Source organism: Marinoscillum furvescens DSM 4134 (assembly GCF_003386095.1).
Classification (GTDB): Bacteria; Bacteroidota; Bacteroidia; order Cytophagales; family Cyclobacteriaceae; genus Marinoscillum; species Marinoscillum furvescens.
In genome coordinates, this window is the sequence record NZ_QREG01000021.1 from 82437 (window position 1) to 104554 (window position 22118).

Here is a 22118-nt window from a genome sequence, read left to right on the forward strand (position 1 = left end):
CCAGTTATGCCACAGTATCCGGAAATACGCGTCCTGTATGTTGATGATGAGAAAGATAATTTATTTGTTTTTCAAGCTAACTTTCAAAGAAAGTTTAATATTATCACAGCAGAATCTCCTCTCACAGCGCTAAAGCAATTGGATGAAGAGCGTGAAAGGCCTGTGGTGGTAATTAGTGACATGCGCATGCCCAAAATGAATGGTGTTCAATTCATCAAGAAAGCTAAGTCCAAGTACGATGATATCTCTTTTTTCATCATGACTGGCTTTGGCTTTAACCCCGAAATAGAAGAGGCAATGGAAGCCAACCTCATCGACCGGTATTTTACTAAGCCCTTCAATGTAAATGAAATCGAAGAAGTGATCATCGACGCCTGGAAGCGCCAAGCAGGGTAAAAAGAGCCATGTCTTACAACATGGCTCTGGTTGGTTAACGTTTGATAAACTTTTCTATCGTGCCTCCATCTGTTTTGAACAGGTACACCCCAGGAGCCAGTTCATCTATGGCTAGCCGATAACTGGTAGTAAGTGATTTGGTTTGAATCCATACTTTTCCGCCTAGATCTATTACCTGAAACCCTTCATTTTCATTCAAGCCAGAAAGCTGAATCCATCGAGACGCAGGATTAGGGCTAATGCGAATTTTCTGTGCACTCTGACTACTCACCCTTGCATTACTACAGGTGCTCCCTACCGTGAAGTTGTGCCTGGATGACGAGGTATTATTTTCGCCACCAGTAGGCAAGCTGTAGGTGTAGTAGAAATAGATGGTTTCACCAGCAGCTGCGGTGATTTGATACGGCTGATTCGGCGTGACGTGGTAGCCGGGATATCCTCCAGTAGGGCTGGTGCCGTAGTAGAGGATGCACGTAGTGCTACCTACTCCTGCTGTACTCGGTACAAATGTAATCGTGGGATTAGGAGCGTCATCAGAAGTACTGGCGGAATAATCCCCTGTGGAGGCATCAAACGAGCATCCTCCAGCAGATGTGTTAGCCGTAAACGTCAACCAGTTGATATTGAATCCGCTGCTGTTCGCATTGAGTTGTAAGGTTTGCACGCCAGCAGTGAGCGTGATGTTTTCAGTAATTGTGGTCCAGTTTTGCCATCCTCCTGTTCCAGTAAAACTAAAATCTGCAAGTGAATTGCCGCCTAGGCTGATATCAAACATTTTGTTGGCTGTTCCTGCCGCAGCTACTCGTACCTCCAGGGTATAAGTGCCCGATTCTGCTACATCTACCTCATAGGTAAGCCAGTCTCCCTGATCTATCCACCCCACATTTTCTCCTCCACCAGTATCTGTGCTGGTTTCGGTTTGGATACCACTCATGGAGGTGTAGGCTTCTGCCTCCAGCTGTCCGGGTATCGGGTAGGCTGAGGTGCTGCCAGATGTTACGGTAAGGTTGGTACTGCCCGATACACCATCAGCAGTAGCAGTGATGGTGAAGTTGCCAGTAGCTGAAGGGGTGTAATGTCCCTGAGCGTCTATGGCCCCTCCAGTCGTGCTCCACGTAGGGTTGATGCTCATGGGGTCTCCATTTTGGTCAAAGCCCTGAGCTGTGTATTGCTGTGTTTGATGCTGGCTGATCGTGGCTGCTGACGGACTTACGCTAATCGAGGCAAGTACAGGAGTGGGGTTAGAGCCACCGCAGTTGCCGACCTCAAAGCTATGCCGGCTATTGGAAGTGTTGTTTTCACCTCCCTGGGGTAAGCTATAGGTGTAATAAAAGTAGATGGTTTGGCCAGAACTGGCATTGATGGTAAATGGCTGATTTGGGGTTACATTGTAGCCCGGATATCCGCCAGTAGGACTGGTGCCATAGTAGAGTATGCATGTGGTGTTGCCTACACCGCTTACTGTTGGTACAAATGTGATGGATGGATTGCTGCTGCCAGAGACCTCTGCGGTATAGTCTCCCGTAGCTGCGCTGAAGCTACAAGATGAAGTGCCGCTGGTCACTGTCACTTGAGCTGTGCCTGAGATGCCCGAAGCAGTAGCTGTAACCGTAAAGGATCCCGCGGTAGTACCGGTAAAAAGGCCACTGCTGGCTATGTCTCCACCAGAAGCGGACCAGGTAGGCGAAATGGATACAGGGTCTCCGTTTTGATCATACCCCTGTGCAGTAAACTGCTGGGTGGATCCTTCAGGGATGGTTGTATTTGATGGAGTGACCGAAATGCTGGAAAGCGCAGCACTAGCGGACACTGTCACGCTCGTGCTGGCTGTGACATCCCCCTCTGAAGCCGTAATGGTATAGGTGCCCGCAGTATTTGCACTATATTGACCGGAGGTACTGATGCTACCTCCGGTGGTGGACCAGGAAGGAGTGCTGGCTATAGAGTCACCAAACTGATCATAGCCTTGAGCAGTAAACTGGATCGTATTTCCTTCAGCTACCGCAGGGTTTTCGGGAGATATCACAAATGAAGAAAGCTCGGGCTGAGCAGTACCTTCGTAAGTAAAGGTCATGCGACCCAAATTAAACCCTCCACTGCCCACTTGTACGCGAATGACCTGTGTGCCAGCACTGAGACTTACATTGCTCACGGTTTTGTCTTCGTAGGTGCTCCAAGAAGGGTCATTCATAGACACGGTGATGCTGGGGCTGATTTGGGTGCCATTTTCATTTTCAAACCAAAAAGGACCACCACCGGAGCTGCTACCTGAGGTATAGCGCAGTGTGACGGAGTAGTCACCTGCCTGGGCTACATCCACGGTATATTCCAGCCATTCACCACCGTCTATCCACCCCACAGTGTGCCCTTCTCCATTAGTAAAAGAAGCGTCTACAGCCTCTGAAGGCCTAAAGTCTCCTTCATTCCAACTGGTTGCATCACTATAACTCACACCTTGACCGGAGCCTCCTTCAAAGCTGTCGTAATACCCTGCCTCCAGCGTTCCTGGTATGGCAGTGGGGCTTCCCAGGTATGGGGTTTGTGCTCCTGACTGAATGCGTACAATATTGGAAACGTTGAAATCGCTGCCCACATACACACGTGTATGGTAAGCAGGAAAGCCCGCCGGCACATTGGTGTCCGTAGCTTCGTAAGGGACGCTGGTATCAGTGCCTACCAGTAGATTGCCTCGATAAAACTCCACTTTGCTAATGGAAGAACCGGTAGCTGTTGCCGACAAGACCAAAGAGCCATTGGATGGTATTTCGTCGGTGCTGGCCGATAGCGTGATCGAAGCATTAAGATCTTTATTAGTCGCAGTTTCGCCAGCTGGTACGGTCATGGTATAGCCATCCGAAAACGAAACGGTGATGGCTGACGATCCGTAATTGTGTGCCACGTAGGTTTTAGTGCCGTTTTTCTGGAATACTGCTGCGATCGGGTAGTTGGCGGTGACTAATTCCGCTACCTGACCCATGGCGTTCATGGTATGCAGCCAGTGATAAGTTTGTGCATCAGAGATGCCAAATTTGATGTTTCGGTCAGTATAAGAATTATACAGACTAAGGGCTTGAGCTGGATCTAAAAACGAAAGGAAACTCCAATACGTATCGTACCACAAGTTGTCATTTGGTACGTTGTTGAGTACGTCCGTTTTGGAAGTCATACCATTCCAAACCTCTTGTACATACGCCGTATTATGTCCCATGTATAAGGCTCCCCCGTGTATTGGGTAGAGCTGGATGCCGTAGCTTGCCGCAATGTCTGAAGTCCACCAGGTACCATTGTCATATCCACCTCCCCATATCCTGGCCACCATTTCATGGGCATATTCCGGCTGAAAGGTCCGGTCGTTTTGGTCAAACCAATACTCCTCAATGGCTGATTGCTCGGTGGTATAAAGGAAAATGCCCAAATCTCTAATGGCATCATTACCTGTCACCGTGCCCCAGTGGATGAGTGAGGAGTTAAACTGCATCGATTCGGAAGTAGACTCCTGGTCATTGCCAAAAGGCTCCGTGGCAAACCCATTAGCCCAGCAATGGCCTGCATAGGGACTAAAGTTTCTTAAAAATGGGAACATGGGGTCGGTGCGCGACGGGTTGGCGGCATCACGGATGAGTAAGTCGACCATGCCACCCCACTGGGATGCCCAGCCAGGCTGGTATTGCTCAATAGCTGCGGCTGCATGAATGAAGTATCCCCAGTGAAAGTGGTGGTCGTTTAGGTTTTCGTCTTGACGGTGCCCAGCGGGATAACCAAGCATACTTTTCCAGGTGTCGTTGTAGTAAAATAGGAAGGCCACTTCACCACCTTCGGAAGTAAACCAATCTTCAAGGCGGTTTTTGACTGTAGTCAAAAGCTGATCACGGGCTTCTACATGCCCGATTTGGTCGGCTATATGTGCTGCCTGGATCAGGCGGTTCATGGCCTGGCCTTCATTGTAGGAGTCTGTCCAGGTAGCCAGACCATCATTCTTTATCTGATCGATTTTTTGGTAGAGTGCGCCTGGGTCAAAACCATCGCTGTATTTGCCGAGGTTTGGTAGTGTAGGCAGTATTCCGCTAAAGGTGTTTTGAGTGGAAAAAGAATTGCTATGTAGGAGTTTGAGCTCTCCTCTGACGGTTTCGTAACTCATTCCTCCTGGCTGTGGAGAACTGGTTGCCAGCCGTGACCATTGGTGGGGAAGTAAGCCGAGAACAACATCGGTTTCGCTGCCTTCTTTGATGTCTGGAGTAACGGAAAAGGTGGCTAATACCTCACCATTGGATTCGTTGTATGACCAGCTGGTGGTCGTATTTTCGGGAAATACAAACGCGTGAGGCTCCAGGCTTGCAATAGCCGTATTGATGTCCACGCCAAAAGGGAGCATTGCCATGGACCAGTAATTTTTGCCGTTGAGTGAAGATGTATACACCCCGCCACTTCCTGTCCAGGTGGATCCGGCAGGCCCAAAGACGACAAAGTTGGCGTTGTTGTAGTTGTTGGTGATGATGATTTTGTTGCCATCGACAGAGGCGCCGGACGGATTGTGATTGACTACCACCTTAGCGAGATCAGCTGTGCCTTTGGTGAAATAAGTGAAAGGCATTCCTGTGCCCATGGTCGCATTAAAAGTTTTCCCTCCGCCGGACCAGTTCATGGTTACGGTCCAGTCGCTATGGTCTGAGGCAGTTGATTGTGTGACGTTTAGCCCGTCCACGCCAACGACTATTCCATTTACATCGCCCATAGGCTGCCGGTATTCGGAGGGTCCACTAGTGGGAGGTATGGTATAATTTATGGTGAGCCCATCCAGGCGTGATTTGTAAGATAGCGGGTAGTTGAAGGCCTGACCGCCATGGTTTTCTTTGATCAGGTTAGACCACCAGTCATTGGTGGGTACGGGCATGCTTGCGGCACTGCCTGATAGGGTAGGGCTACCGGACGGAAAGGTGTTTCTTCCAGCTTGATCGGTGCCCGGAAATGTGGTGGTGTAGCTACCGCTACCTACTGAAATAATCTGAGCGTGTGAAATTTGTAAAATAGTGAGTAAACATACCAATAGAAGTGTTTTCCATTGGAAAATTCGCGTTTTCATAGTTGTAAGTTTAGATATGTGATTGGTTTAGGTACTTCTGACCCCCAGATAAAGCACCAGAGGTCAGAAGAGAAAAGATTAGTATTTGACGAATTTTAGCGCTTCGTCATGCTTTGCCAGCTTGATCAGATAAGTACCTTTTGGTAGGTGGCTGATGTCTAGCTTGAGCTTATTGTGTGTTAGCCTGGAATGGATGTTTTGTAGTTCATTGCCTGCCAAATCGAAAAGCTGAAAGTCTGCGTCAAGAGCTCCATTGATCTGAAGGTATTCGTTGGCTGGATTGGGGAAAACGCTTAGTGCAGGCTTCTTATTTTCTATAACTTCCCTGGTAGTTCTGGAGCCAGTGGCTTGCGTCAGGCTTAGCCAGTTGATATTCCAGCCTCCGGAGGTGGCTTTGATGGCGATCTGTTGCTGCCCGGTATTTAGGTTTACTGTATGTGAGATGGTGGTCCAGTTTTGCCACCCGCCTGTGTTGGGTACACTCAGCGACCCAAACACAGGGCTGCCTCCGGCTTGCTCTAACTGCAGACCACCTCCACCATAGAGACTTGCCACTCTGTACGATACCGTGTATGCCCCACTGGCAGGCAGGTTTACATCCCACACCATCCAGTCATTGGCATCTATCCAACCTACGTTTAGACCGCCTTCTGAGCAGTTTTCGGTTTGCACACCAGACATGATGGCGTAGTTTTCAGCTTCTATTTGCTGAGACCATGCTGGTCCTCCAGCCTCATAAACGCGCACATAGTCCACGTACATTTTGGCAGGAAGGGCGCTATTGTCCACATTCCATCCTGGCCAGTTGCCACCGATTGCCATGTTGAGGATGATGAAGAAATTATTGTGGAATTCGCTGGTGCCGTTTACACCCCCGGCTATACTGGCTTCATGATACTGATTGCCGTCTATAAACCACTTGATGCTGTTGGCATCCCATTCGATAGCGTAGGTGTGGTATGTAGTCACATTCGCATAGGTACTGCCGCCATAGCTCGCGTAGCTGTTGGTGTGATCTTGCCAGTGAATGGTGCCATGAGTGGCTTGCTCCGTATTGACATGCTCCATGATGTCTATCTCACCGCAGGCTGGCCAGCCTACTGAGGTGATATTGTCTCCCAGCATCCAAAAAGCTGGCCATACTCCCTGAAAGGAAGGCATAGCAATACGCGCTTCGATTTTGCCATATTTCCAGGATTTCTTGCCCTGCGTTTTCATTCGCGCAGAGGTATAGTTCTTGCCTCCAAAGCTTTCCTGTTTGGCGGTAATGACCAGCTGGCCATTTTCGATGGACGCATTTTGTTGTCGGTAGTACTGAAGCTCGTTGTTGCCCCAGCCGCCAGAACCGGTACCTGTTTCAAAGACCCAGTCCGGGCCGATGCTATTGGTAAACTCATCAGACCACACCAGCTGCCAGTTTTGCGAGTAGCCTGGAAGCAAACTAAATACTACAAATAGAATGAAAAATACGAAAACGAGTAGACCGTGTGAAAGGTCTGTGTTCACCATTGGTTGAGGTTTCATAGTGTTCTTGGTTGTATTGAAAATTGATTAATTAGGTTTTTTAAACCTAAGTTGTTCTATATCAATACACTAAAAATTCACTACATCAATAACACATCAGTGGACAAAAATGACCACATCAATACTACGTCGATTTTGCTAAAATTCATGGTATAAACCTCTTTTGGTAACAGGAGGCCATCGGTGAAAATTGAAATACGCTGGAATCATAAATAACCAAAAATAATAGGCATACAATTCAAAGTAATGACATCAACACAATTTCAATTGATGTGTGTTTATTTAAATAAAAGCCTATGAATTATCACACTAGAAAATGGGTGAAACCCGAAGATCTCAATGCCAACGAAACACTTTTTGGAGGAAAACTCCTCGCCTGGGTAGATGAGGAGGCAGCACTCTATGCGATTATCCAGCTAGAAAATGCCCATGTAGTGACCAAATACATGTCTTCTGTGGAATTTATATCGTCAGCACGCCAAAACGATATCGTAGAAATAGGGATAGAGCCTGTAAAGTGGGGCAAAAGCTCACTGACACTGCGTGCGGAGGTCCGCAACAAGATGACCCAACAACCGATCGTGAAAATCGATGAAATTGTCATGGTAAACCTTGACAATAATGGCCAACCTAAGCCACACGGTAAGACTCAAGTGGAGTTCGTAAGTGACAGAATCGCAGCACAGAAGCAGCAGTAAATTACTTTTTTTAGCTTATTTCATCGAATTTCTGACAACCAGATTTGGTACTTATCGTAAATATGTTACAATTGTAGTGTATTAGTAGGGTAGTACACCGTAACACTATCGAATTATGGTACAAATCAATGACTTGTCTTTTGCTTATAGCAAGCAGGGTGGGCTGTTTGACGGCTTCTCGCTAGAACTGACCGCAGGCAATATTTATGGTTTGCTGGGGCAGAACGGGGCAGGTAAAAGCACTTTGCTCAAGATGATCAGTGGTTTGTTGGCTCCAAAGTCTGGGGAAATTAGGATAAGCGGTAAGCATTCACATGAGCGAGACCCTAAGTTGCTTCAGGAAATCTTTTTGGTACCTGAGGAGATTTATGTGCCGACCATGACTTCTGAACAGTATGAAAAGTATTACTCCGTCTTTTATCCGAGATTTGATCAGCAGTCGTTTCAGGCCTATCTGCAAGCTTTCGAAGTGCCTGTGGACAAAATGCTGACTCAGTTGTCTTTGGGTCAGAAAAAGAAATTTTTGCTAGCATTTGGTCTGGCCACCGATACCCACTTACTCGTTTTGGATGAGCCAACCAATGGATTGGACATTCCTTCCAAAAGCACCTTTCGCAAAATAGTAGCGAACGCCATTCACGAGGAGAGGACTTTTATTGTATCTACCCATCAGGTGAAGGATATAGAAAACCTCATTGATCCCATACTTATTATGGACAGTGGAAAGGTGGTGTTTAACCATACGTACGAAGAGATCAGTGAAGCTTTAGCTTTTCAGCGGCTTAAGCATTTGCCTGCAGCAACCGAACTGGTTTATTCGGAGGAATCTTTTGGTACACATTTCGTAGTGAGTCGAAATACCGGCCAGGAAAGTCACCCAAATTTGGAATTGCTTTTTAACGCCGTGATTAATGATTCGGCAAAAATGGATCGTGCATTTGAAAAATTGGGACAGCTATGAGCGAGCTAAAAGCATTTGATTTGGGAAGGCTTGCTGGCTTTTTAAAACTGCAGCTGTTTAAGTTTCGAAAGGGGATAGTACTGACTCTGGCAGTTACTTTTGGAATGCTGTTTTTCGTGGGTCTCCTCCTGGATATCTACGTGGATCCTACCAAAGTGACCTTTGAGCACATGGAAAATTTTACCGGGTCTATACTTCTTGGTGGTTTTGTGCTGAGCAGCATGGCTTTTAACGAACTAGGCAATAAGCTGAAAGCTCAGCATTACCTGATGGTGCCTGTTTCAGCATTAGAAAAATTTATAGCCATGTGGCTGCTCACCGGTTTAGGCTGGGCAGTAGGTTATACACTCGTGTTTACCCTGTACACCTGGGTAGCCAATGTCGTAGGACCGGTGCTTTTTAGTTACGTTTCCTTCCGGGCGTTCGATCCGCTTGGAGCTGAGACTTTACTTCGAATTGTCGTATATCTGGTCCTTCAGGGAGTGTTTTTGATAGGGTCCGTTCGGTTCAAATCCTATGCCTTGCCTAAAACTTTGTTGGCTATTTTGTTGGTGGCGCTGGTATGTGGCTCGTGTGCTTTTATGATTATGAAAGAAACCTTCCTGACGGAGCATCGCTGTGGAAATGGAGAATGCGAGTACATAACAGAAATGGGCAAGCACCCGATTTGGTCGGTGGTGAAATGGATGTTTTGGAGTGTGCTAGGACCAGTAACATGGCTAGTGACCTATCTGGGGCTAAAAGAACAGGAGGTATAGCCATGGAGTTTAAGGATAATCAGGCCATATACCTGCAAATCGCCGATCTGTTTTGTGAAAATATACTGTCAGGCAAATGGAAACCTGGCGATCGAATACCGTCAGTGCGTGAAATGGCGGTAACCATAGAAGTAAACCCAAATACCGTCATGCGAACCTTTACCTACTTACAAGAAAAAGCCATCATATTTAACAAGCGAGGGATCGGCTATTTTGTGTCGGAGGATGGTTTTCAGAAAACCAAAGAGTTGAAAAAAAAGGACTTTATCGAGCAAGAACTTCCCGAGGTATTTAAAACCATGGATTTGCTTGGGATGGGGCTGGATGATCTGCAGAATTTGTATGAATTGTATTTAAAAGAGGCGGACTCATGAAAGCAAGTACGAAAATTATCGTCCTGGTTCTGACTTTTGTCGTGATGGCATTTGTGGTAAGTATGTTCGTTTTTAGAGCACAGCTGCAACAGCTGCTTAGCCAGCGGTACATTATTGCTTATGAAGAGTTGCCTTTATCAGAAATCCGGCATCTAAAGGTGAATGGACCCTGGGACCTTCGTCTTGAACAGCAACGTGATCAGGTCTTTGCCTTCGATCAAGACAAGGCACTCGATTGGGATATTTACCTAAAGATTAGCGGCGATACGCTTATACTGGATGCCGGGAACCTTTCAGCGGATCAATTACCAAAAATTCAGTTTTCTGCTCCGGTTTATGGCCAAATAGAAACCAATAACAACACTTCGCTCTACCTGGTAGAGGTAGCGCAGGACAGTCTTAGAGGTATGTTTAGAAACAATAGCAACATTCGCTTTGGGGCTGTGGATATTCAGCAAACTACGCTCCGGACGGAGGGTGGAAGTAGTATTACAATCATTCGAGATATCTATTGAAAATTTTAGTTTAACAAATATGTAAACCACCATCAGAACACATTTGGAAGTGCCGAGCTTGTAGCTCTTACTGCTTATCTGGCAAGTATTAAATGCTCAATAGTGTTTGATTCAATGCGGAAAGAGGAATAATCACCAACTAGTGGTGAGACAGGTGAGATGCGTCTAATAGGTTCTTCAAAATTCAACTCATATGAAACAACTCATCAGGAGCGAGCTGCAGCTAGCACGCACTCAGGCTTTGTATGTCCAATTTTCTACCCAAAACAAAGCGGCTATATGCATTACCGAATTTGGAGCCTATTTCGTGATGGCAGTATTTCAGTGCTATTTCAGTCGTTGCTATTGCCTAACACAGGAAAAGATAAATAAAATATCAAACACCATCATCGGGGTTCAGGCTCATCTGCTAGGTGACAGGAATCAATAGAATCTGAGTTGAAAATCATTTTACCATAGAAAATATAAACCACCAATAACATGAAAAACACAGAAAAATTTAGTCCCTCTCCAAGTTGCTTGCACTTTCTCGGCTTCATCGGAGCAGCCGTATATTATATCTCTACGGCCACCGGTTTTTGGGGCGGAGTATTGGGCTTTCTCAAAGCCATTGTCTGGCCAGCCTTTTTAGTATTTGAAGGGCTCAAATATTTGGGAGCATGATTGGTGCAATTAGCGCTGAAAGACCCACTGCTTCCTCCAGGAGGGTGCAGACGTGGCTCACCATAGCCGTAAGGATATGGTTTGTAGTAGCGGTAATCGGCCAATTAATGTTCGCTTATTACATTTTTGCTTTTTATGGAGGCTCTGCAATGCGAAATGAGCTGGGCTCATGGAATGAGGTGCTCTTTCACGGCCTCACCAAAGAAATTTCTATGGGGAATGTGGCGATAGTAAGTCATATAGTTTTCGCAGCTATAATCACTCTCGGAGGCCCTCTTCAGTTTATCAAGGCTATTCAAAGCCGGGCCAAAGGTTTTCACCGGTGGAATGGACGCATTTATGTATTCGTGGCCCTGATCATGAGTCTGTCTGGGATTTACATTATTTTGGTCAAAGGTCCCGTGGGTAGCATCTACATGGCCGCCGGCAATTTGCTAAATGCGAGCTTGATTTTGGTATGCGCCTGGATGACCTGGCGCAGGGCCGTGCAGCGACAGATGCAGGCGCACCGACAGTGGGCCGTTCGCATGTTTTTAGCTGTTAGCGGAGTTTGGTTTTTCCGCCTTGGGTTTGGGCTTTGGATTGCTATTCACCAGGGAGCACCGGGGCATACCGATGCATTTGATGGACCGTTTGATATCGGATTGGCTTTAGCGCATACCACAGTTCCATTACTATTTGGAGAGCTGTATTTACGAGCCAAACGCAGCAGCAGGACTGTGCAAAAAATTGCGGCTATGGTCAGTTTACACTTTGCAACAATACTCACGGCTATAGGAGTTGTTATGGCCGCTATCATCTTTTGGTTACCTTCTTTATAGTGTCATGACGCGGATACTTATAATGAAAACTGACATCCGTTCCGTATTGGAGGTACAGTTGATCGCCGACGCATTGGATCAATGTGTAGATGTGAAAAAGTGGACGGTAGACACAGAGGACGTAGATAAAGTGCTTCGAATAGAAGCTACGGGAAGCCTTTGCGAGCAAAAGGTACAACAGCTGATATTACCGTTTGGGTTTTATTGTGAAGACCTGCCAAACTAGCAGACTACTTGGCCGCTGCTTATAAGATGGGATCAGCGAGATCTTTCTTGTAAGCAGCTACCTGCTCCTCAAAAGCAGCCTTGCGGTCTGTGGCAATGTCTTTTCTCCTGGGAAAAGCAAATTTAAGAGGGTCTTGCTGACGGTTTTTGTACCAAACGCGCAAGCACAAGTGTGGGCCTGAAGATAATCCCGTCGAGCCCACTTCGCCGATTTTTTGGCCTTTTTTTACGGTGACACCTTTGGTGATGAGCGAATCTATCCTAGACATGTGTAGGTACTGAGTCATCAGATCTTTGTTGTGACGAATCTTTACAAAGTTGCCATTGGCTCGCCCATAGCGAGCATCTATCACCACCCCGTCATCGATCGCTTCTATAGGAGTGCCAATTTCAGCCTCAAAGTCCATCCCTAAATGGGAGCGGTAGCGTCTTTTTACCGGATGAAACCTCCGTTTGCTATAGAGTGAAGTAATGCGATCGCAAATCAATGGGCTGTGGCTGTGGTTGATGCCGTTTTCGTCAAAGTATTCCCAGCCGTCACCATTGTCAAACCCATAGCCGGCGTAGTGGGTACCATCATGGGTAAAGTGTAGCGCTAGCACCTTGCCACTGCCGATTACTTCACCCTCTACAGTTTGCTCTTCGTAGATCACACGAAATTGATCATTGCGTTTTAGGTTGCGAAAATCAACTTTCCAGGCCAGTACGGTAAGAATCTTATCAGCCAGGTCTTCAGGAGCACCTGCTGCCAGCACAGCGCTAGTGAGTGAAGAGGTGATGACCCCATAAGTGCTTTTGATGTGGGTGATGATGGGCTGCTGTATCATTTGTGCTGCCACAGGTCTAAAGCTCAAAACCAGCCTGTCCCGCACGTCTGCCTCGTAGACGAGACGCATAGGCTCTTCAGCTTCATTATAATGCACCTGATACTTATTGCCTACCTGAAATTCCCTCAGGTCGATGAGGCTTTCTATTTGATGAGATAGCAGGTTGATGTCTGGCCTGGGGATGCCTATTCGGTTGAGGATTTTTGGAAAGTTGTCACCCCAGCGAACGGTGAATTTACGGATGCGTTCTTCTGAGAGTGCGGGTAGCAAAGGGACATCTATGGTATCGGCTACAGTAGGCTGTGGATAGTCAAATGCTTCGCAAGGTACATAGCCCGGTTGAAGGTCTTTAGGGCGAGATTCACCAGAGGTAGGGTAGGTCATCCAGATCACCACTACTACCAGGCATAGAATAAGAATACTGAATATTCGTTTCACAGTTGGTTTTGTCCTTTTTTCGGTCATTCCAACCTCAAACTTAGGGCAAAGTGCCCACTTGTTACGGGTGAATCATTAGAATCTACCTGAAAGATCAAGAAATCAAAATCCCATCAGTGCTTCATAAACCTTGTGAGTAGGCAGGCCCATCACGTTGTAGTAGCTACCTGTAATACGGATGATTTTCGTCATGCCGATCCACTCCTGGATGCCATATGCCCCGGCTTTGTCAAAGGGCTGGAAGGTGGTAATGTAATGATCGATCTCTGCGGGGCTCAATGATCCAAAAGTTACTTCTGTCCGATCAGAAAAGGAGATTTCGCGGGAAGCGGAAGAAATACATACACCACAGATCACTTCATGGGTTTTGTTGGAAAGGCTCGTGAGCATCTCGCGTGCCTCATCGGCATTGGCAGGTTTATTCATTACCCGGTCTCCGAGAATTACCGTAGTATCTGCGGTGAGTATCAGTGCGTCAGGTAGGAGCGGGCGGTAGTTTTCATTTTTTTGAACAGCCAGGTATTGTGCTACTTCGTCAGCCGGCAGCTCACCCGGGAAGTCTTCAGGAAAATCCCGTACAAACACCTCAAATTCAAATCCAGCTTCACGAAGGAGCTGTTGTCTGCGAGGGCTGTTGGAAGCCAGGATCAAACGGTGTTCGAAATTCTTCATCGGCTATAGAGCTAAATACAAATCCACTTATAACTTTCGGGTAAAAATAGGTTGATTTTTGCGGCATGGTATAGCCGCTGTAGCAAACTTTTTTCACTGTTTCAATGCTGATGTCATTGGTGATCACAGCAAACTGCGCTTCACCTTTTAATACCTCACGCATGCATTCGGTAAAGTTTCTTTGAAAGGTGATATTACGAGCATCTACTTGTTTTGGTCCGGGTATGCCCAGAATTTTTTCAAAGATAAAGTAGTGCATGACCGTCAGATCCATCTCTTTGATAGACTGTGGGAAGTTCCAGGTGATTTGTTGAAGACACTCCGGCTTTAAACGTATTTTGTAAGCGTTATCGCCTACTAGCAAACCGAATGCCCATTGTTTGCCCAGGATCACCTCATTGACATCTGGCGCGTTTTCTACAGGAGTGATGGTGAAATAGGCTTCTAATTGCTCCAGGAGCCATTTTTCTGAAAAATTAGCTGCCTCTGAAACCACACGATGAGTAGGAAGTATGCGCAAATCTTCAGCTTCCGTGTTGGTGAAATACATCATGTGAAAGTTGTAGCCTTCCTCTCCAGTATGCTGTGGGTTTGCTGCCTGTTGCGCTTTCATGTAATTGAGCGATCCTTCATACCGGTGATGGCCGTCTGCGAGTATGATTTGCTTATACCTTAGTATTTCCTGAATTCGTTGGATCACGGCTCTATCTTGAATCACGGAAAATACATCACGCACTCCCTGGTAGTCCTCAGATTCGTACAGGGGATGACGCATGCTCTCGTCGAGGTATTTCTCTATTTCATGGCTGGGGTCTGTATACAGTCCGTGAGTAGGAGATACGTTGAGTTGGGTTTGCTCCAAAAGTGATGTGCGATCACTTACCGAGTAAGGCATGGTACTCTCGTGGCGCAGCAGCACTTTTTCTGGCCAGTCATATACTCTTAAGTTGGCAATGAAGCCTTTGCGGCAAAAGGTCTTGTCGGACCCTCGCAGAGAGAAGTACTGATAATAAACATAGAGTGCAGGCACCTGATCCTGCACCAGTACACCTGTCGACTTCCAGTTTTCTAGCGTCTCACGGGCTGCTTTTGCTGGCTGTTTGCCACGTGGTACCGACAGGTGTATGCTGTTTAGTGGGTTTTGATAGAGTGCTTCTCGCTGCTTGTCGGATACCACGTCAAAGAGCGGGGACGTAAGGTTATCGATTTGCGAAGTAAGCCGCCGGTGATAGCGCCATCCGGCAATCGGTCTGATTTCCGCCATTAACGCTTATTCATTCTTTTTTTCCAACCACTATTTTTTGCACTGTCGGTGTTTTGCGCTGGGTGCAGGGTACTTTGCTGTTTTTGGCGTAGTTCCGCTCCGAGCAGGGCAGCTACCAGCGCAGTGTCTGCATCTACATCTTTTTGAAGTACCTCTGGTGTGAAATGTTCTTCTACAAATTTGGTGGTGAACTTTCCACTTACAAACTCTTCATGCCCGAGCACAAAATCACAAAATGTCAGGGTGGTTTTGATGCCTTCTATCTGATACTCCCGGATTGCACGTCGCATCCGCTCTATGGCTTCCTGTCGGTCTTTGCCATGGGTGATTAGCTTGGCGATCATCGGGTCATAATAGATGGGGATTTCCATTCCGGGCTCATAGCCATCATCCACACGAATGCCTGGACCCTGAGGCCTGCGATAAGTCTTGAGTGTGCCTGTATCTGGTAGGAAGTTGTTTTCTGGATCTTCGGCATAGACACGTACTTCCAGGCTGTGGCCATTGATTTGAAGGTCATCCTGAGCAAAAGAGAGCTTTTCACCTCTGGCAATCTTTATCTGTTCTTTTACCAGATCCAGTCCGGTGATTTGTTCGGTTACAGGGTGCTCTACCTGCAGGCGGGTGTTCATCTCCAGAAAGTAAAAGTCCAGATTGCTATCCGCTATAAACTCCACTGTGCCTGCTCCATAGTAATTACATGAACGCGCTACATTTACAGCTGCTTCTCCAAATTTTTTGCGTACTTCGGGGGTCACCACTGCCGAGGGTGCTTCTTCTATTACTTTTTGGTTTCGTCGCTGTATGCTGCATTCGCGCTCAAAGAGATAGACGATGTTGCCATGTTGATCTCCTAGTATCTGTACCTCTATGTGCTTGGGAGAGGTGATGAATTTTTCGATAAACACGGAATCATCACCAAATGAGCTCCTGGCCTCACTGACCGCTCGGGTCATTTGCTCTTCAAAGTCTTTGGGGTCATGTACTATGCGCATGCCTTTTCCACCACCTCCGGCACTGGCTTTGATCATTACCGGATAGCCAATCTCTTCAGCGATTTTTTTGGCCGCAGCCACATCGCTGATTGGTTCATCCATACCAGGTACCAGCGGTACACCAAAGTCCTTCACGGCTTGCTTGGAAGCTAATTTGTCTCCCATCACTTTGATGGCAGGAGAGGAAGGACCTATAAAAGTAATGTCAGCCTTTTCGCACGCTTCGGCGAAATGGGCATTTTCAGAAAGGAATCCATACCCGGGGTGTACAGCATCCGCACCTGTTTGTTTACATGCATCTATGATTTTGTCTATGAGTAGATAAGACTGTGCTGAGGGGGGTGGGCCTATGCACACAGCTTCATCTGCATATAATACATGGGGGGCAGTATTATCCGTTTCGCTATATACTGCTACCGTGGGGATGCCCATTTCTCGGGCAGATCGCATCACGCGCAGGGCTATTTCGCCGCGGTTTGCTACGAGTATTTTGTTGATCATGTTTATTTTGGGCTATATACGCAATGCTAATGAATATTTCGTTAATCGTTGAAAAATGAAATGCTAGCTAAGGATTTGTCCAATGTGGATTAAGTATTAGTTTTGTGGTTCGATTTAGGTAAGGTTTTATTAACATTCAATAGATGGATTTATTCGAAAAATTACTACAGGATAGGGGGCCGCTAGGGCAGCATTCTTATTTCGATGACAATTTTTACATGTTTCCTAAGCTGGAGGGAGAGATTGCTCCACGCATGAAGTTCAGAGGAAAAGAAGTGCTCACCTGGAGTTTGAACAACTACCTGGGACTGGCTAACCACCCTGAAGTAAGGAAGGCAGATGCGGATGCGGCGGCAGAATGGGGCCTTGCATACCCAATGGGAGCCCGTATGATGACGGGAAATACCAAGTATCACGAGCAGTTGGAGCAGGAACTTGCAGATTTTGTGTCTAAGGATGCAGCCATGTTGCTCAACTTTGGGTATCAGGGTGTGATGTCTGTAATCGATGCGCTGGTAGATAGAAAAGATGTGATCGTATATGATGCAGAGTCACATGCATGCATTATAGACGGTCTCAGAATGCACATGGGTAAGCGTTTTGTTTTCCCTCACAACGATATAGAAAACCTGGAGCGACAGCTGAAACGAGCTGAAAAGATAGTAAGTGAAACAGGTGGAGGTATCCTCGTCATTACTGAAGGTGTATTCGGTATGTCCGGAAATATGGGAGACCTGAAGTCTATTGCTGCGCTGAAAAAGAAATTTGACTTCCGACTTCTTGTAGACGATGCACACGGATTTGGTACCATGGGTGCTACAGGCGCTGGTGCTGGTGAAGAGCAGGGTGTACAAGACGATATCGATATCTACTTTAGCACGTTTGCCAAGTCTATGGCGAGTATCGGAGCATTTATCGCCGGTCGTGCAGATATTATAGATGTGTTGCGTTATAATGTACGCTCACAGATTTTTGCTAAATCGCTACCTATGCCACTGGTAATAGGTAACCTGAAGCGTTTGGAGCTGCTTAGATCTAAGCCTGAACTTAAAGATAAGCTTTGGACCATTGTAAACGCTATACAGAATGGTTTCCGTGAAAAAGGATACCAAATAGGTACCACTCAGTCTCCTGTGACTCCTGTAGTGATGAATGGAGATACGTTGGAAGCTGTAAACCTTGTAAAAGATTTACGTATGGAGCACAATATATTCTGCTCTGTGGTAGTTTATCCTGTGGTGCCTAAGGGAACGATCATTTTGAGAATCATCCCTACAGCTGTACACACTTTGGACGATGTGGCTGAGACCATTGCTGCATTCGAAGCGGTGAAAGAAAAATTGGATAGCGGTGTGTACAAAGAAGCGGGTGTGGAAGGTGCTTACGCGAAAATCTAGCTTTTTTCGCTCCTATTGCTTGTTTTTTGAACATTTTGTATAAATTGCTTGAACGAATAATTATCAGTAACCTTAAAGATCTATCAATATGAAAAGATTCGAACAATTGAAAGAATTAGTAGACGGATTAGAAGCTGACTTTGCTAAATTCTATGACAAGGAAAACTCTGCTGCTGGTACTCGCGTGAGAAAAGGCATGCAAGAGCTTAAGAACCTTGCTCAAGAAATTAGAATTGAAGTTCAGGATATCAAGAACAAAGCATAATCAATCAACTGATTATAGATCAAAAAAGGGGCTCCATGAGCCCCTTTTTTTTGATCTTTTCACAAAAAAAAAAGCCCGCTGAATAACATTCAGCGGGCTTTTTTGTAAGGTTTTATGTTCTAACTCAAGAACGATTTAAAATCGGAGAGGAGCTCTTCGCTACCTTTCATGAGTGGTAAGCGTACATCGTGCTGAATTAGTCCGGCAGCTGCTAAGCCTGTTTTTACAGAGACCGGATTTCCTTCTCTACCCACCAGGTCATATCCTTCGAGCATTTCGAAATGTATTTTGGTGGCCCCTTTGAAATCACCGCGAAGGGCCAAACGGACCATTTCGCTAAATTCTGTTGGTTGTAAGTTGGCAATCACTGATATGGCTCCCACACACCCAAAAGACATCATGGGTAGGGTAAGGGCATCATCACCAGAGATCAACAGGAAGTCGTCCGGAGTATTGGCCGCTATTTCCATGCACTGCGTGAGGTTACCACTGGCTTCTTTTGTGCCAATGATATTTGGGTGGGCTGAGAGCTCTATAGTGCTAGCAGCAGAAATATCGGTAGCAGTACGGGCCGGTACATTGTAGAGGATCACCGGAAAAGGACTTGCGTCAGCTATTTCCTGATAATGTTTTACAATTCCTGCCTGAGAAGGCTTGTTGTAGTAAGGGCTCAATGAAAGAATGGCTGAAATAGGATAATCTTTCACCAATTCTAATTGATCTTTCACCCATTTGGTGCTGTTTCCTCCCAGGCCATAGACTACAGGCAATCCTTTGGGGTTGTTGGACAGCACAAACTCTATGACCTGATTTTTTTCCTCAGCACTGATGGTGGGAGCCTCTCCTGTAGTACCCAATACTACCAGATATTCTACCCCGCCTTTGTTTACGTGATCAAGTACACGTTTTAGGCCGTCAAAGTCAATGGTCAAATCTGGGTTCATGGGAGTGGTTAAGGCTACTCCGGTGCCTTTGTAAAAATCAGTATTCATAGCTTTGAATCATTTTTAAATATTTTAGGACCTCACTACTCGCTGGTTTGTCTGAGGTCGTAGAGTGGATCATCAGTTCGAAAAAGTGATTTCGGTCAGGTTGCAACAAACCCACTCGACACTTGGCATTCAGCAAAGAAAATACATAATCAATCAAAAAGTGCCTGGTTTCGTCCAGACATATCGCGAAATCGTAAGATTGCTTTAAAAAAAAGACCAATTCTTCCTTTTCGTACTTTCCAGAAGCCGATATGTCGGTAGCCGTAAAATGAGGAAGAGTGGGGGATCCTTGCTTTGGAGTGTGATTATACACCATTACGTGTACTTCCTTACCGGCATTTTTAAGGTCAGCGATTAGTTTTTCTAGCTGCTCACTGCTCTCGAATTGATCTGAAGCCAGTATCGCGATTTTTTCACTTTCCTGAAAAGCTCGCATGTCTTTGGGGACGCGCCTTTTTAAGTTCTTTTTCGCCTTGTATTGTAGGTATGGTTTCTTGAATATTCCCATTAGCTGGTCATGGCTTTAAAGTCGGCTTCAGAAAGGATGGTGGTCCCTAGTTTTTCAGCTTTTTCCAGTTTGGCAGGTCCCATGTTTTCACCAGCGATAAGAAAATCAGTTTTTCCAGATATCGAGCCTGCCACTTTTCCTCCCATTGCTTTGATCAGGTCTTTTAGTTCTTCTCTACCATATTCATTGAATACACCAGAAACTACCACCGTTTTATCAGCAAAATGCTGAGGCAATGCTGCCGTCTGTTCGTTTACAGTTACTTCCATCTGTAAACCGGCTGCTTTTAGGCGAGCGACCAATTCCTGATGCTCCGGGTTGGTAAAAAAGTCTACCACACTTTGGGCGATGCGCTCACCAATTTCATGGACGTTGACTATCTCATCAAAACTCGCAGAGATCAATGAATCAATGGTTTTAAAATGCTCTGCGAGCTTTTCCGCTACTGTTTTTCCTACATACCGAATGCCCAAACCAAAAAGGACACTTTCGAAAGGTGCATTTTTGGACTCCTGCAGGGCCTCGATCATGTTTTGAGCTGACTTTTCCTTGATGGAGCGCTTTTTTACTTTACCAGTGGCTAGATCTTCTTCTTCTATCAGCAGTCCATTTACATCCTCAAAGGTGAGATCGTAGAGGTCAGCTATTCCAGAGATTTTATTGAGTTTAAAAAGGGTTTCGATGGTTTTTGGTCCCAGGTGCTGAATGTCCATGGCATTTCTGGAAATGAAATGCTCTACACGACCCATTACCTGTGGTGGACATGCATCTACATTCGGGCAGTAGTGTACTGCTTCACCTTCTTTTCTTACTAGTTCTGTTCCACACTCGGGGCATTTGTTGAGGTAGGTGGTGGGTTGAGAGTCTTTTGGTCGTTTATCTAGATTAACCCCAGTGATTTTAGGAATGATTTCCCCACCTTTTTCTACAAAAACAAAATCACCTACACGTATGTCCAGGCGTTCGATTTCGTTGGCGTTGTGCAGGGAGGCACGCTTGACGGTGGTGCCAGCCAGCTGTACGGGGGTGAGCTCAGCTACGGGTGTGATGGCTCCGGTTCTGCCTACCTGGTAAGTGATATTCAGAAGTTTACTTTCCGCTGCTTCGGATTTGTATTTATAGGAAATGGCCCAGCGGGGGCTTTTAGCCGTAAATCCTAGTTCCTGCTGATGTTCTACCCGATTTACTTTGATCACAATACCATCTGTCTCTACCGGTAGCTCGTGGCGTTTTTGCTCCCAATGATTGATGTAAGCAATGACATCTTCAATAGTTGCACATTTTTGATAAGTTGGAGACACATTAAAGCCCCATTTTTCCAGGAGCTGTAAGGAGGTGTCGTGGTTTTCATTGCCCAGCCCTTCGCCTAGCAGCGTGTATAGGTAGCAGTCGAGTTTGCGTTCAGCCACCACACTGGAATCCTGCATTTTGAGCGTGCCCGATGCGGTGTTTCTGGGGTTGGCCAGGAGTGCTTCGCCGGCTTTTTCACGCTCTGTATTTAGATTAGCAAAGACATCTTTTGGCATAAAGACCTCACCACGTACTTCGAATGCTTTAGGTACTTCCTGTCGAAAACTCAATGGCAAGGAGCGAATGGTACGTACATTGTTGGTGACCTCATCGCCTTTTTCGCCATCTCCTCGAGTGACGGCTTGTTTGAGGATCCCATTTTCATAAAGAATACTGATAGCTACCCCATCAAACTTTAGTTCGCAGATGTATTCATAGTCTAAAGTGCCAAGCCCTTTTTGTACGCGTTTGTCAAAGTCTACCAGGTCTTCTTTCGAATACGTATTGCCCAGCGAAAGCATGGGATACTTATGATATACAGTGTTGAAGCTTTTGGTAATGGTACCGCCTACACGGTGGGTGGGGGAGTCATCACGTTTGTACTCAGGATGCTCCTTTTCCAGCTGCTCCAGCTGTTTGAGTTTCTGATCAAATTCAAAATCAGATATCTCAGAAGTGCTCTCCTGATAGTATAAATGGTTGTGATGGATCAGCTCGTCTGTGAGCTTGTCTATTTTGTCCTTGATGGTGCTACTCATTGCTAGGTAAAGTCCTTACAAATCTAACAAGAAGCTGCTATTGGAGTCATGCAAAAGCATAAGATTGTACGAAAGAATCTGATTTTTCGGGAAGTAAAAAAGTAATAAAAATGTATGCCTTTTAAGGCAACATTGGAAGCACTTTCGGAGTTAGTCTTAGTTGTGTGGTAATAAATTTATAATTTTTATAATTAAA

20 protein-coding genes are annotated in these 22118 nt (G+C 46.0%); 11 read left to right on the plus strand and 9 right to left on the minus strand.

The features are described 5' to 3' along the window. Positions 1-6: 6 nt before the first annotated feature. Positions 7-396: a response regulator gene (locus C7460_RS18505; protein WP_115869617.1), complete on the plus strand. Its 390-nt coding sequence runs from the start codon at positions 7-9 to the stop codon at positions 394-396. Between the two features lie 34 nt (positions 397-430). On the opposite strand, the gene C7460_RS18510 is transcribed toward C7460_RS18505, so the two are convergent. Both C7460_RS18510 and C7460_RS18515 read right to left on the minus strand, forming a co-directional pair. Continuing rightward, positions 431-5476, minus strand: a complete 5046-nt coding sequence (locus C7460_RS18510; RefSeq protein ID WP_115869618.1) for a glycosyl hydrolase — start codon at positions 5474-5476, stop codon at positions 431-433. Positions 5477-5554: 78 nt separating this feature from the next. After that, positions 5555-7000, minus strand: coding sequence for a carbohydrate-binding protein (locus C7460_RS18515; RefSeq protein ID WP_245986472.1), 1446 nt, complete (start codon positions 6998-7000; stop codon positions 5555-5557). A 296-nt stretch (positions 7001-7296) separates the two neighbouring features. Here C7460_RS18515 and C7460_RS18520 point away from each other — a divergent pair, with 296 nt between their 5' ends. The 8 genes from C7460_RS18520 to C7460_RS18560 all read left to right on the plus strand — a co-directional run bounded on the left by C7460_RS18520 (position 7297) and on the right by C7460_RS18560 (position 12016). Then, complete coding sequence (locus C7460_RS18520) at positions 7297-7698, plus strand: acyl-CoA thioesterase (RefSeq protein WP_115869620.1); 402 nt, start codon at positions 7297-7299, stop codon at positions 7696-7698. Positions 7699-7813: 115 nt separating this feature from the next. Further along, positions 7814-8659 (plus strand): ABC transporter ATP-binding protein, encoded by an 846-nt coding sequence (locus C7460_RS18525; RefSeq protein WP_115869621.1) that lies wholly within the window; start codon positions 7814-7816, stop codon positions 8657-8659. Beyond that, positions 8656-9417: a hypothetical protein gene (locus C7460_RS18530; RefSeq protein ID WP_115869622.1), complete on the plus strand. Its 762-nt coding sequence runs from the start codon at positions 8656-8658 to the stop codon at positions 9415-9417. The genes C7460_RS18525 and C7460_RS18530 overlap by 4 nt, the downstream gene beginning before the upstream one ends. Further along, entirely contained in the window at positions 9375-9791 is a 417-nt protein-coding gene (locus C7460_RS18535; RefSeq protein WP_317127707.1) for a GntR family transcriptional regulator, read from the plus strand. The genes C7460_RS18530 and C7460_RS18535 overlap by 43 nt, the downstream gene beginning before the upstream one ends. Next, positions 9788-10306: a hypothetical protein gene (locus tag C7460_RS18540; RefSeq protein ID WP_115869623.1), complete on the plus strand. Its 519-nt coding sequence runs from the start codon at positions 9788-9790 to the stop codon at positions 10304-10306. The genes C7460_RS18535 and C7460_RS18540 overlap by 4 nt, the downstream gene beginning before the upstream one ends. Positions 10307-10786: 480 nt before the next feature. Further along, on the plus strand, positions 10787-10969 hold the full coding sequence (locus C7460_RS18550) for a hypothetical protein (protein ID WP_115869625.1): 183 nt from the start codon (positions 10787-10789) through the stop codon (positions 10967-10969). Further along, positions 10966-11790: a DUF2306 domain-containing protein gene (locus C7460_RS18555; RefSeq protein ID WP_115869626.1), complete on the plus strand. Its 825-nt coding sequence runs from the start codon at positions 10966-10968 to the stop codon at positions 11788-11790. Before C7460_RS18550 ends, C7460_RS18555 begins: the two co-directional genes overlap by 4 nt. Positions 11791-11812: 22 nt before the next feature. Continuing rightward, positions 11813-12016: a hypothetical protein gene (locus C7460_RS18560; RefSeq protein ID WP_115869627.1), complete on the plus strand. Its 204-nt coding sequence runs from the start codon at positions 11813-11815 to the stop codon at positions 12014-12016. Between the two features lie 19 nt (positions 12017-12035). On the opposite strand, the gene C7460_RS18565 is transcribed toward C7460_RS18560, so the two are convergent. The 4 genes from C7460_RS18565 to accC all read right to left on the minus strand — a co-directional run bounded on the left by C7460_RS18565 (position 12036) and on the right by accC (position 16712). Continuing rightward, positions 12036-13280, minus strand: a complete 1245-nt coding sequence (locus C7460_RS18565; protein WP_170148097.1) for a peptidoglycan DD-metalloendopeptidase family protein — start codon at positions 13278-13280, stop codon at positions 12036-12038. 102 nt (positions 13281-13382) lie between these two features. After that, on the minus strand, positions 13383-13952 hold the full coding sequence (locus C7460_RS18570; protein ID WP_115869629.1) for a Maf family nucleotide pyrophosphatase: 570 nt from the start codon (positions 13950-13952) through the stop codon (positions 13383-13385). Beyond that, positions 13885-15216: a DUF1015 domain-containing protein gene (locus tag C7460_RS18575; RefSeq protein ID WP_115869630.1), complete on the minus strand. Its 1332-nt coding sequence runs from the start codon at positions 15214-15216 to the stop codon at positions 13885-13887. The genes C7460_RS18570 and C7460_RS18575 overlap by 68 nt, the downstream gene beginning before the upstream one ends. Continuing rightward, entirely contained in the window at positions 15216-16712 is a 1497-nt protein-coding gene (gene accC / locus C7460_RS18580; RefSeq protein ID WP_394340436.1) for an acetyl-CoA carboxylase biotin carboxylase subunit, read from the minus strand. Before accC ends, C7460_RS18575 begins: the two co-directional genes overlap by 1 nt. A 143-nt stretch (positions 16713-16855) precedes the next feature. Here accC and C7460_RS18585 point away from each other — a divergent pair, with 143 nt between their 5' ends. Beyond that, a complete protein-coding gene (locus tag C7460_RS18585) occupies positions 16856-18109 on the plus strand; it encodes an aminotransferase class I/II-fold pyridoxal phosphate-dependent enzyme (protein WP_115869632.1) in 1254 nt (417 codons plus the stop codon). 88 nt (positions 18110-18197) lie between these two features. After that, positions 18198-18374 carry a histone H1 gene (locus C7460_RS18590; protein WP_115869633.1) on the plus strand — a complete coding sequence of 59 codons (177 nt, stop codon included), beginning with the start codon at positions 18198-18200 and terminating at the stop codon, positions 18372-18374. Positions 18375-18493: 119 nt separating this feature from the next. Here C7460_RS18590 and dapA read toward each other — a convergent pair whose 3' ends face one another. The 3 genes from dapA to ligA are packed head-to-tail and all read right to left on the minus strand — an operon-like array spanning position 18494 to position 21922. Next, positions 18494-19366, minus strand: a complete 873-nt coding sequence (dapA, locus tag C7460_RS18595; RefSeq protein ID WP_115869634.1) for a 4-hydroxy-tetrahydrodipicolinate synthase — start codon at positions 19364-19366, stop codon at positions 18494-18496. Then, a complete protein-coding gene (locus C7460_RS18600) occupies positions 19356-19874 on the minus strand; it encodes a DUF6913 domain-containing protein (protein WP_115869635.1) in 519 nt (172 codons plus the stop codon). The genes dapA and C7460_RS18600 overlap by 11 nt, the downstream gene beginning before the upstream one ends. Continuing rightward, complete coding sequence (gene ligA / locus C7460_RS18605) at positions 19874-21922, minus strand: NAD-dependent DNA ligase LigA (protein WP_115869636.1); 2049 nt, start codon at positions 21920-21922, stop codon at positions 19874-19876. The genes C7460_RS18600 and ligA overlap by 1 nt, the downstream gene beginning before the upstream one ends. Positions 21923-22118 lie beyond the last annotated feature (196 nt).

What these genes read in the sequence shown, in the direction of transcription:
- C7460_RS18505 (WP_115869617.1), top strand. Translation starts at nt 7, where the DNA reads ATGCCACAGTATCCGGAAATACGCGTCCTGTATGTTGATGATGAGAAA.
- C7460_RS18510 (WP_115869618.1), bottom strand. Translation starts at nt 5,476, where the DNA reads ATGAAAACGCGAATTTTCCAATGGAAAACACTTCTATTGGTATGTTTA.
- C7460_RS18515 (WP_245986472.1), bottom strand. Translation starts at nt 7,000, where the DNA reads ATGAAACCTCAACCAATGGTGAACACAGACCTTTCACACGGTCTACTC.
- C7460_RS18520 (WP_115869620.1), top strand. Translation starts at nt 7,297, where the DNA reads ATGAATTATCACACTAGAAAATGGGTGAAACCCGAAGATCTCAATGCC.
- C7460_RS18525 (WP_115869621.1), top strand. Translation starts at nt 7,814, where the DNA reads ATGGTACAAATCAATGACTTGTCTTTTGCTTATAGCAAGCAGGGTGGG.
- C7460_RS18530 (WP_115869622.1), top strand. Translation starts at nt 8,656, where the DNA reads ATGAGCGAGCTAAAAGCATTTGATTTGGGAAGGCTTGCTGGCTTTTTA.
- C7460_RS18535 (WP_317127707.1), top strand. Translation starts at nt 9,375, where the DNA reads ATGGCTAGTGACCTATCTGGGGCTAAAAGAACAGGAGGTATAGCCATG.
- C7460_RS18540 (WP_115869623.1), top strand. Translation starts at nt 9,788, where the DNA reads ATGAAAGCAAGTACGAAAATTATCGTCCTGGTTCTGACTTTTGTCGTG.
- C7460_RS18550 (WP_115869625.1), top strand. Translation starts at nt 10,787, where the DNA reads ATGAAAAACACAGAAAAATTTAGTCCCTCTCCAAGTTGCTTGCACTTT.
- C7460_RS18555 (WP_115869626.1), top strand. Translation starts at nt 10,966, where the DNA reads ATGATTGGTGCAATTAGCGCTGAAAGACCCACTGCTTCCTCCAGGAGG.
- C7460_RS18560 (WP_115869627.1), top strand. Translation starts at nt 11,813, where the DNA reads ATGAAAACTGACATCCGTTCCGTATTGGAGGTACAGTTGATCGCCGAC.
- C7460_RS18570 (WP_115869629.1), bottom strand. Translation starts at nt 13,952, where the DNA reads ATGAAGAATTTCGAACACCGTTTGATCCTGGCTTCCAACAGCCCTCGC.
- C7460_RS18575 (WP_115869630.1), bottom strand. Translation starts at nt 15,216, where the DNA reads ATGGCGGAAATCAGACCGATTGCCGGATGGCGCTATCACCGGCGGCTT.
- accC (WP_394340436.1), bottom strand. Translation starts at nt 16,712, where the DNA reads ATGATCAACAAAATACTCGTAGCAAACCGCGGCGAAATAGCCCTGCGC.
- C7460_RS18585 (WP_115869632.1), top strand. Translation starts at nt 16,856, where the DNA reads ATGGATTTATTCGAAAAATTACTACAGGATAGGGGGCCGCTAGGGCAG.
- C7460_RS18590 (WP_115869633.1), top strand. Translation starts at nt 18,198, where the DNA reads ATGAAAAGATTCGAACAATTGAAAGAATTAGTAGACGGATTAGAAGCT.
- dapA (WP_115869634.1), bottom strand. Translation starts at nt 19,366, where the DNA reads ATGAATACTGATTTTTACAAAGGCACCGGAGTAGCCTTAACCACTCCC.
- C7460_RS18600 (WP_115869635.1), bottom strand. Translation starts at nt 19,874, where the DNA reads ATGGGAATATTCAAGAAACCATACCTACAATACAAGGCGAAAAAGAAC.
- ligA (WP_115869636.1), bottom strand. Translation starts at nt 21,922, where the DNA reads ATGAGTAGCACCATCAAGGACAAAATAGACAAGCTCACAGACGAGCTG.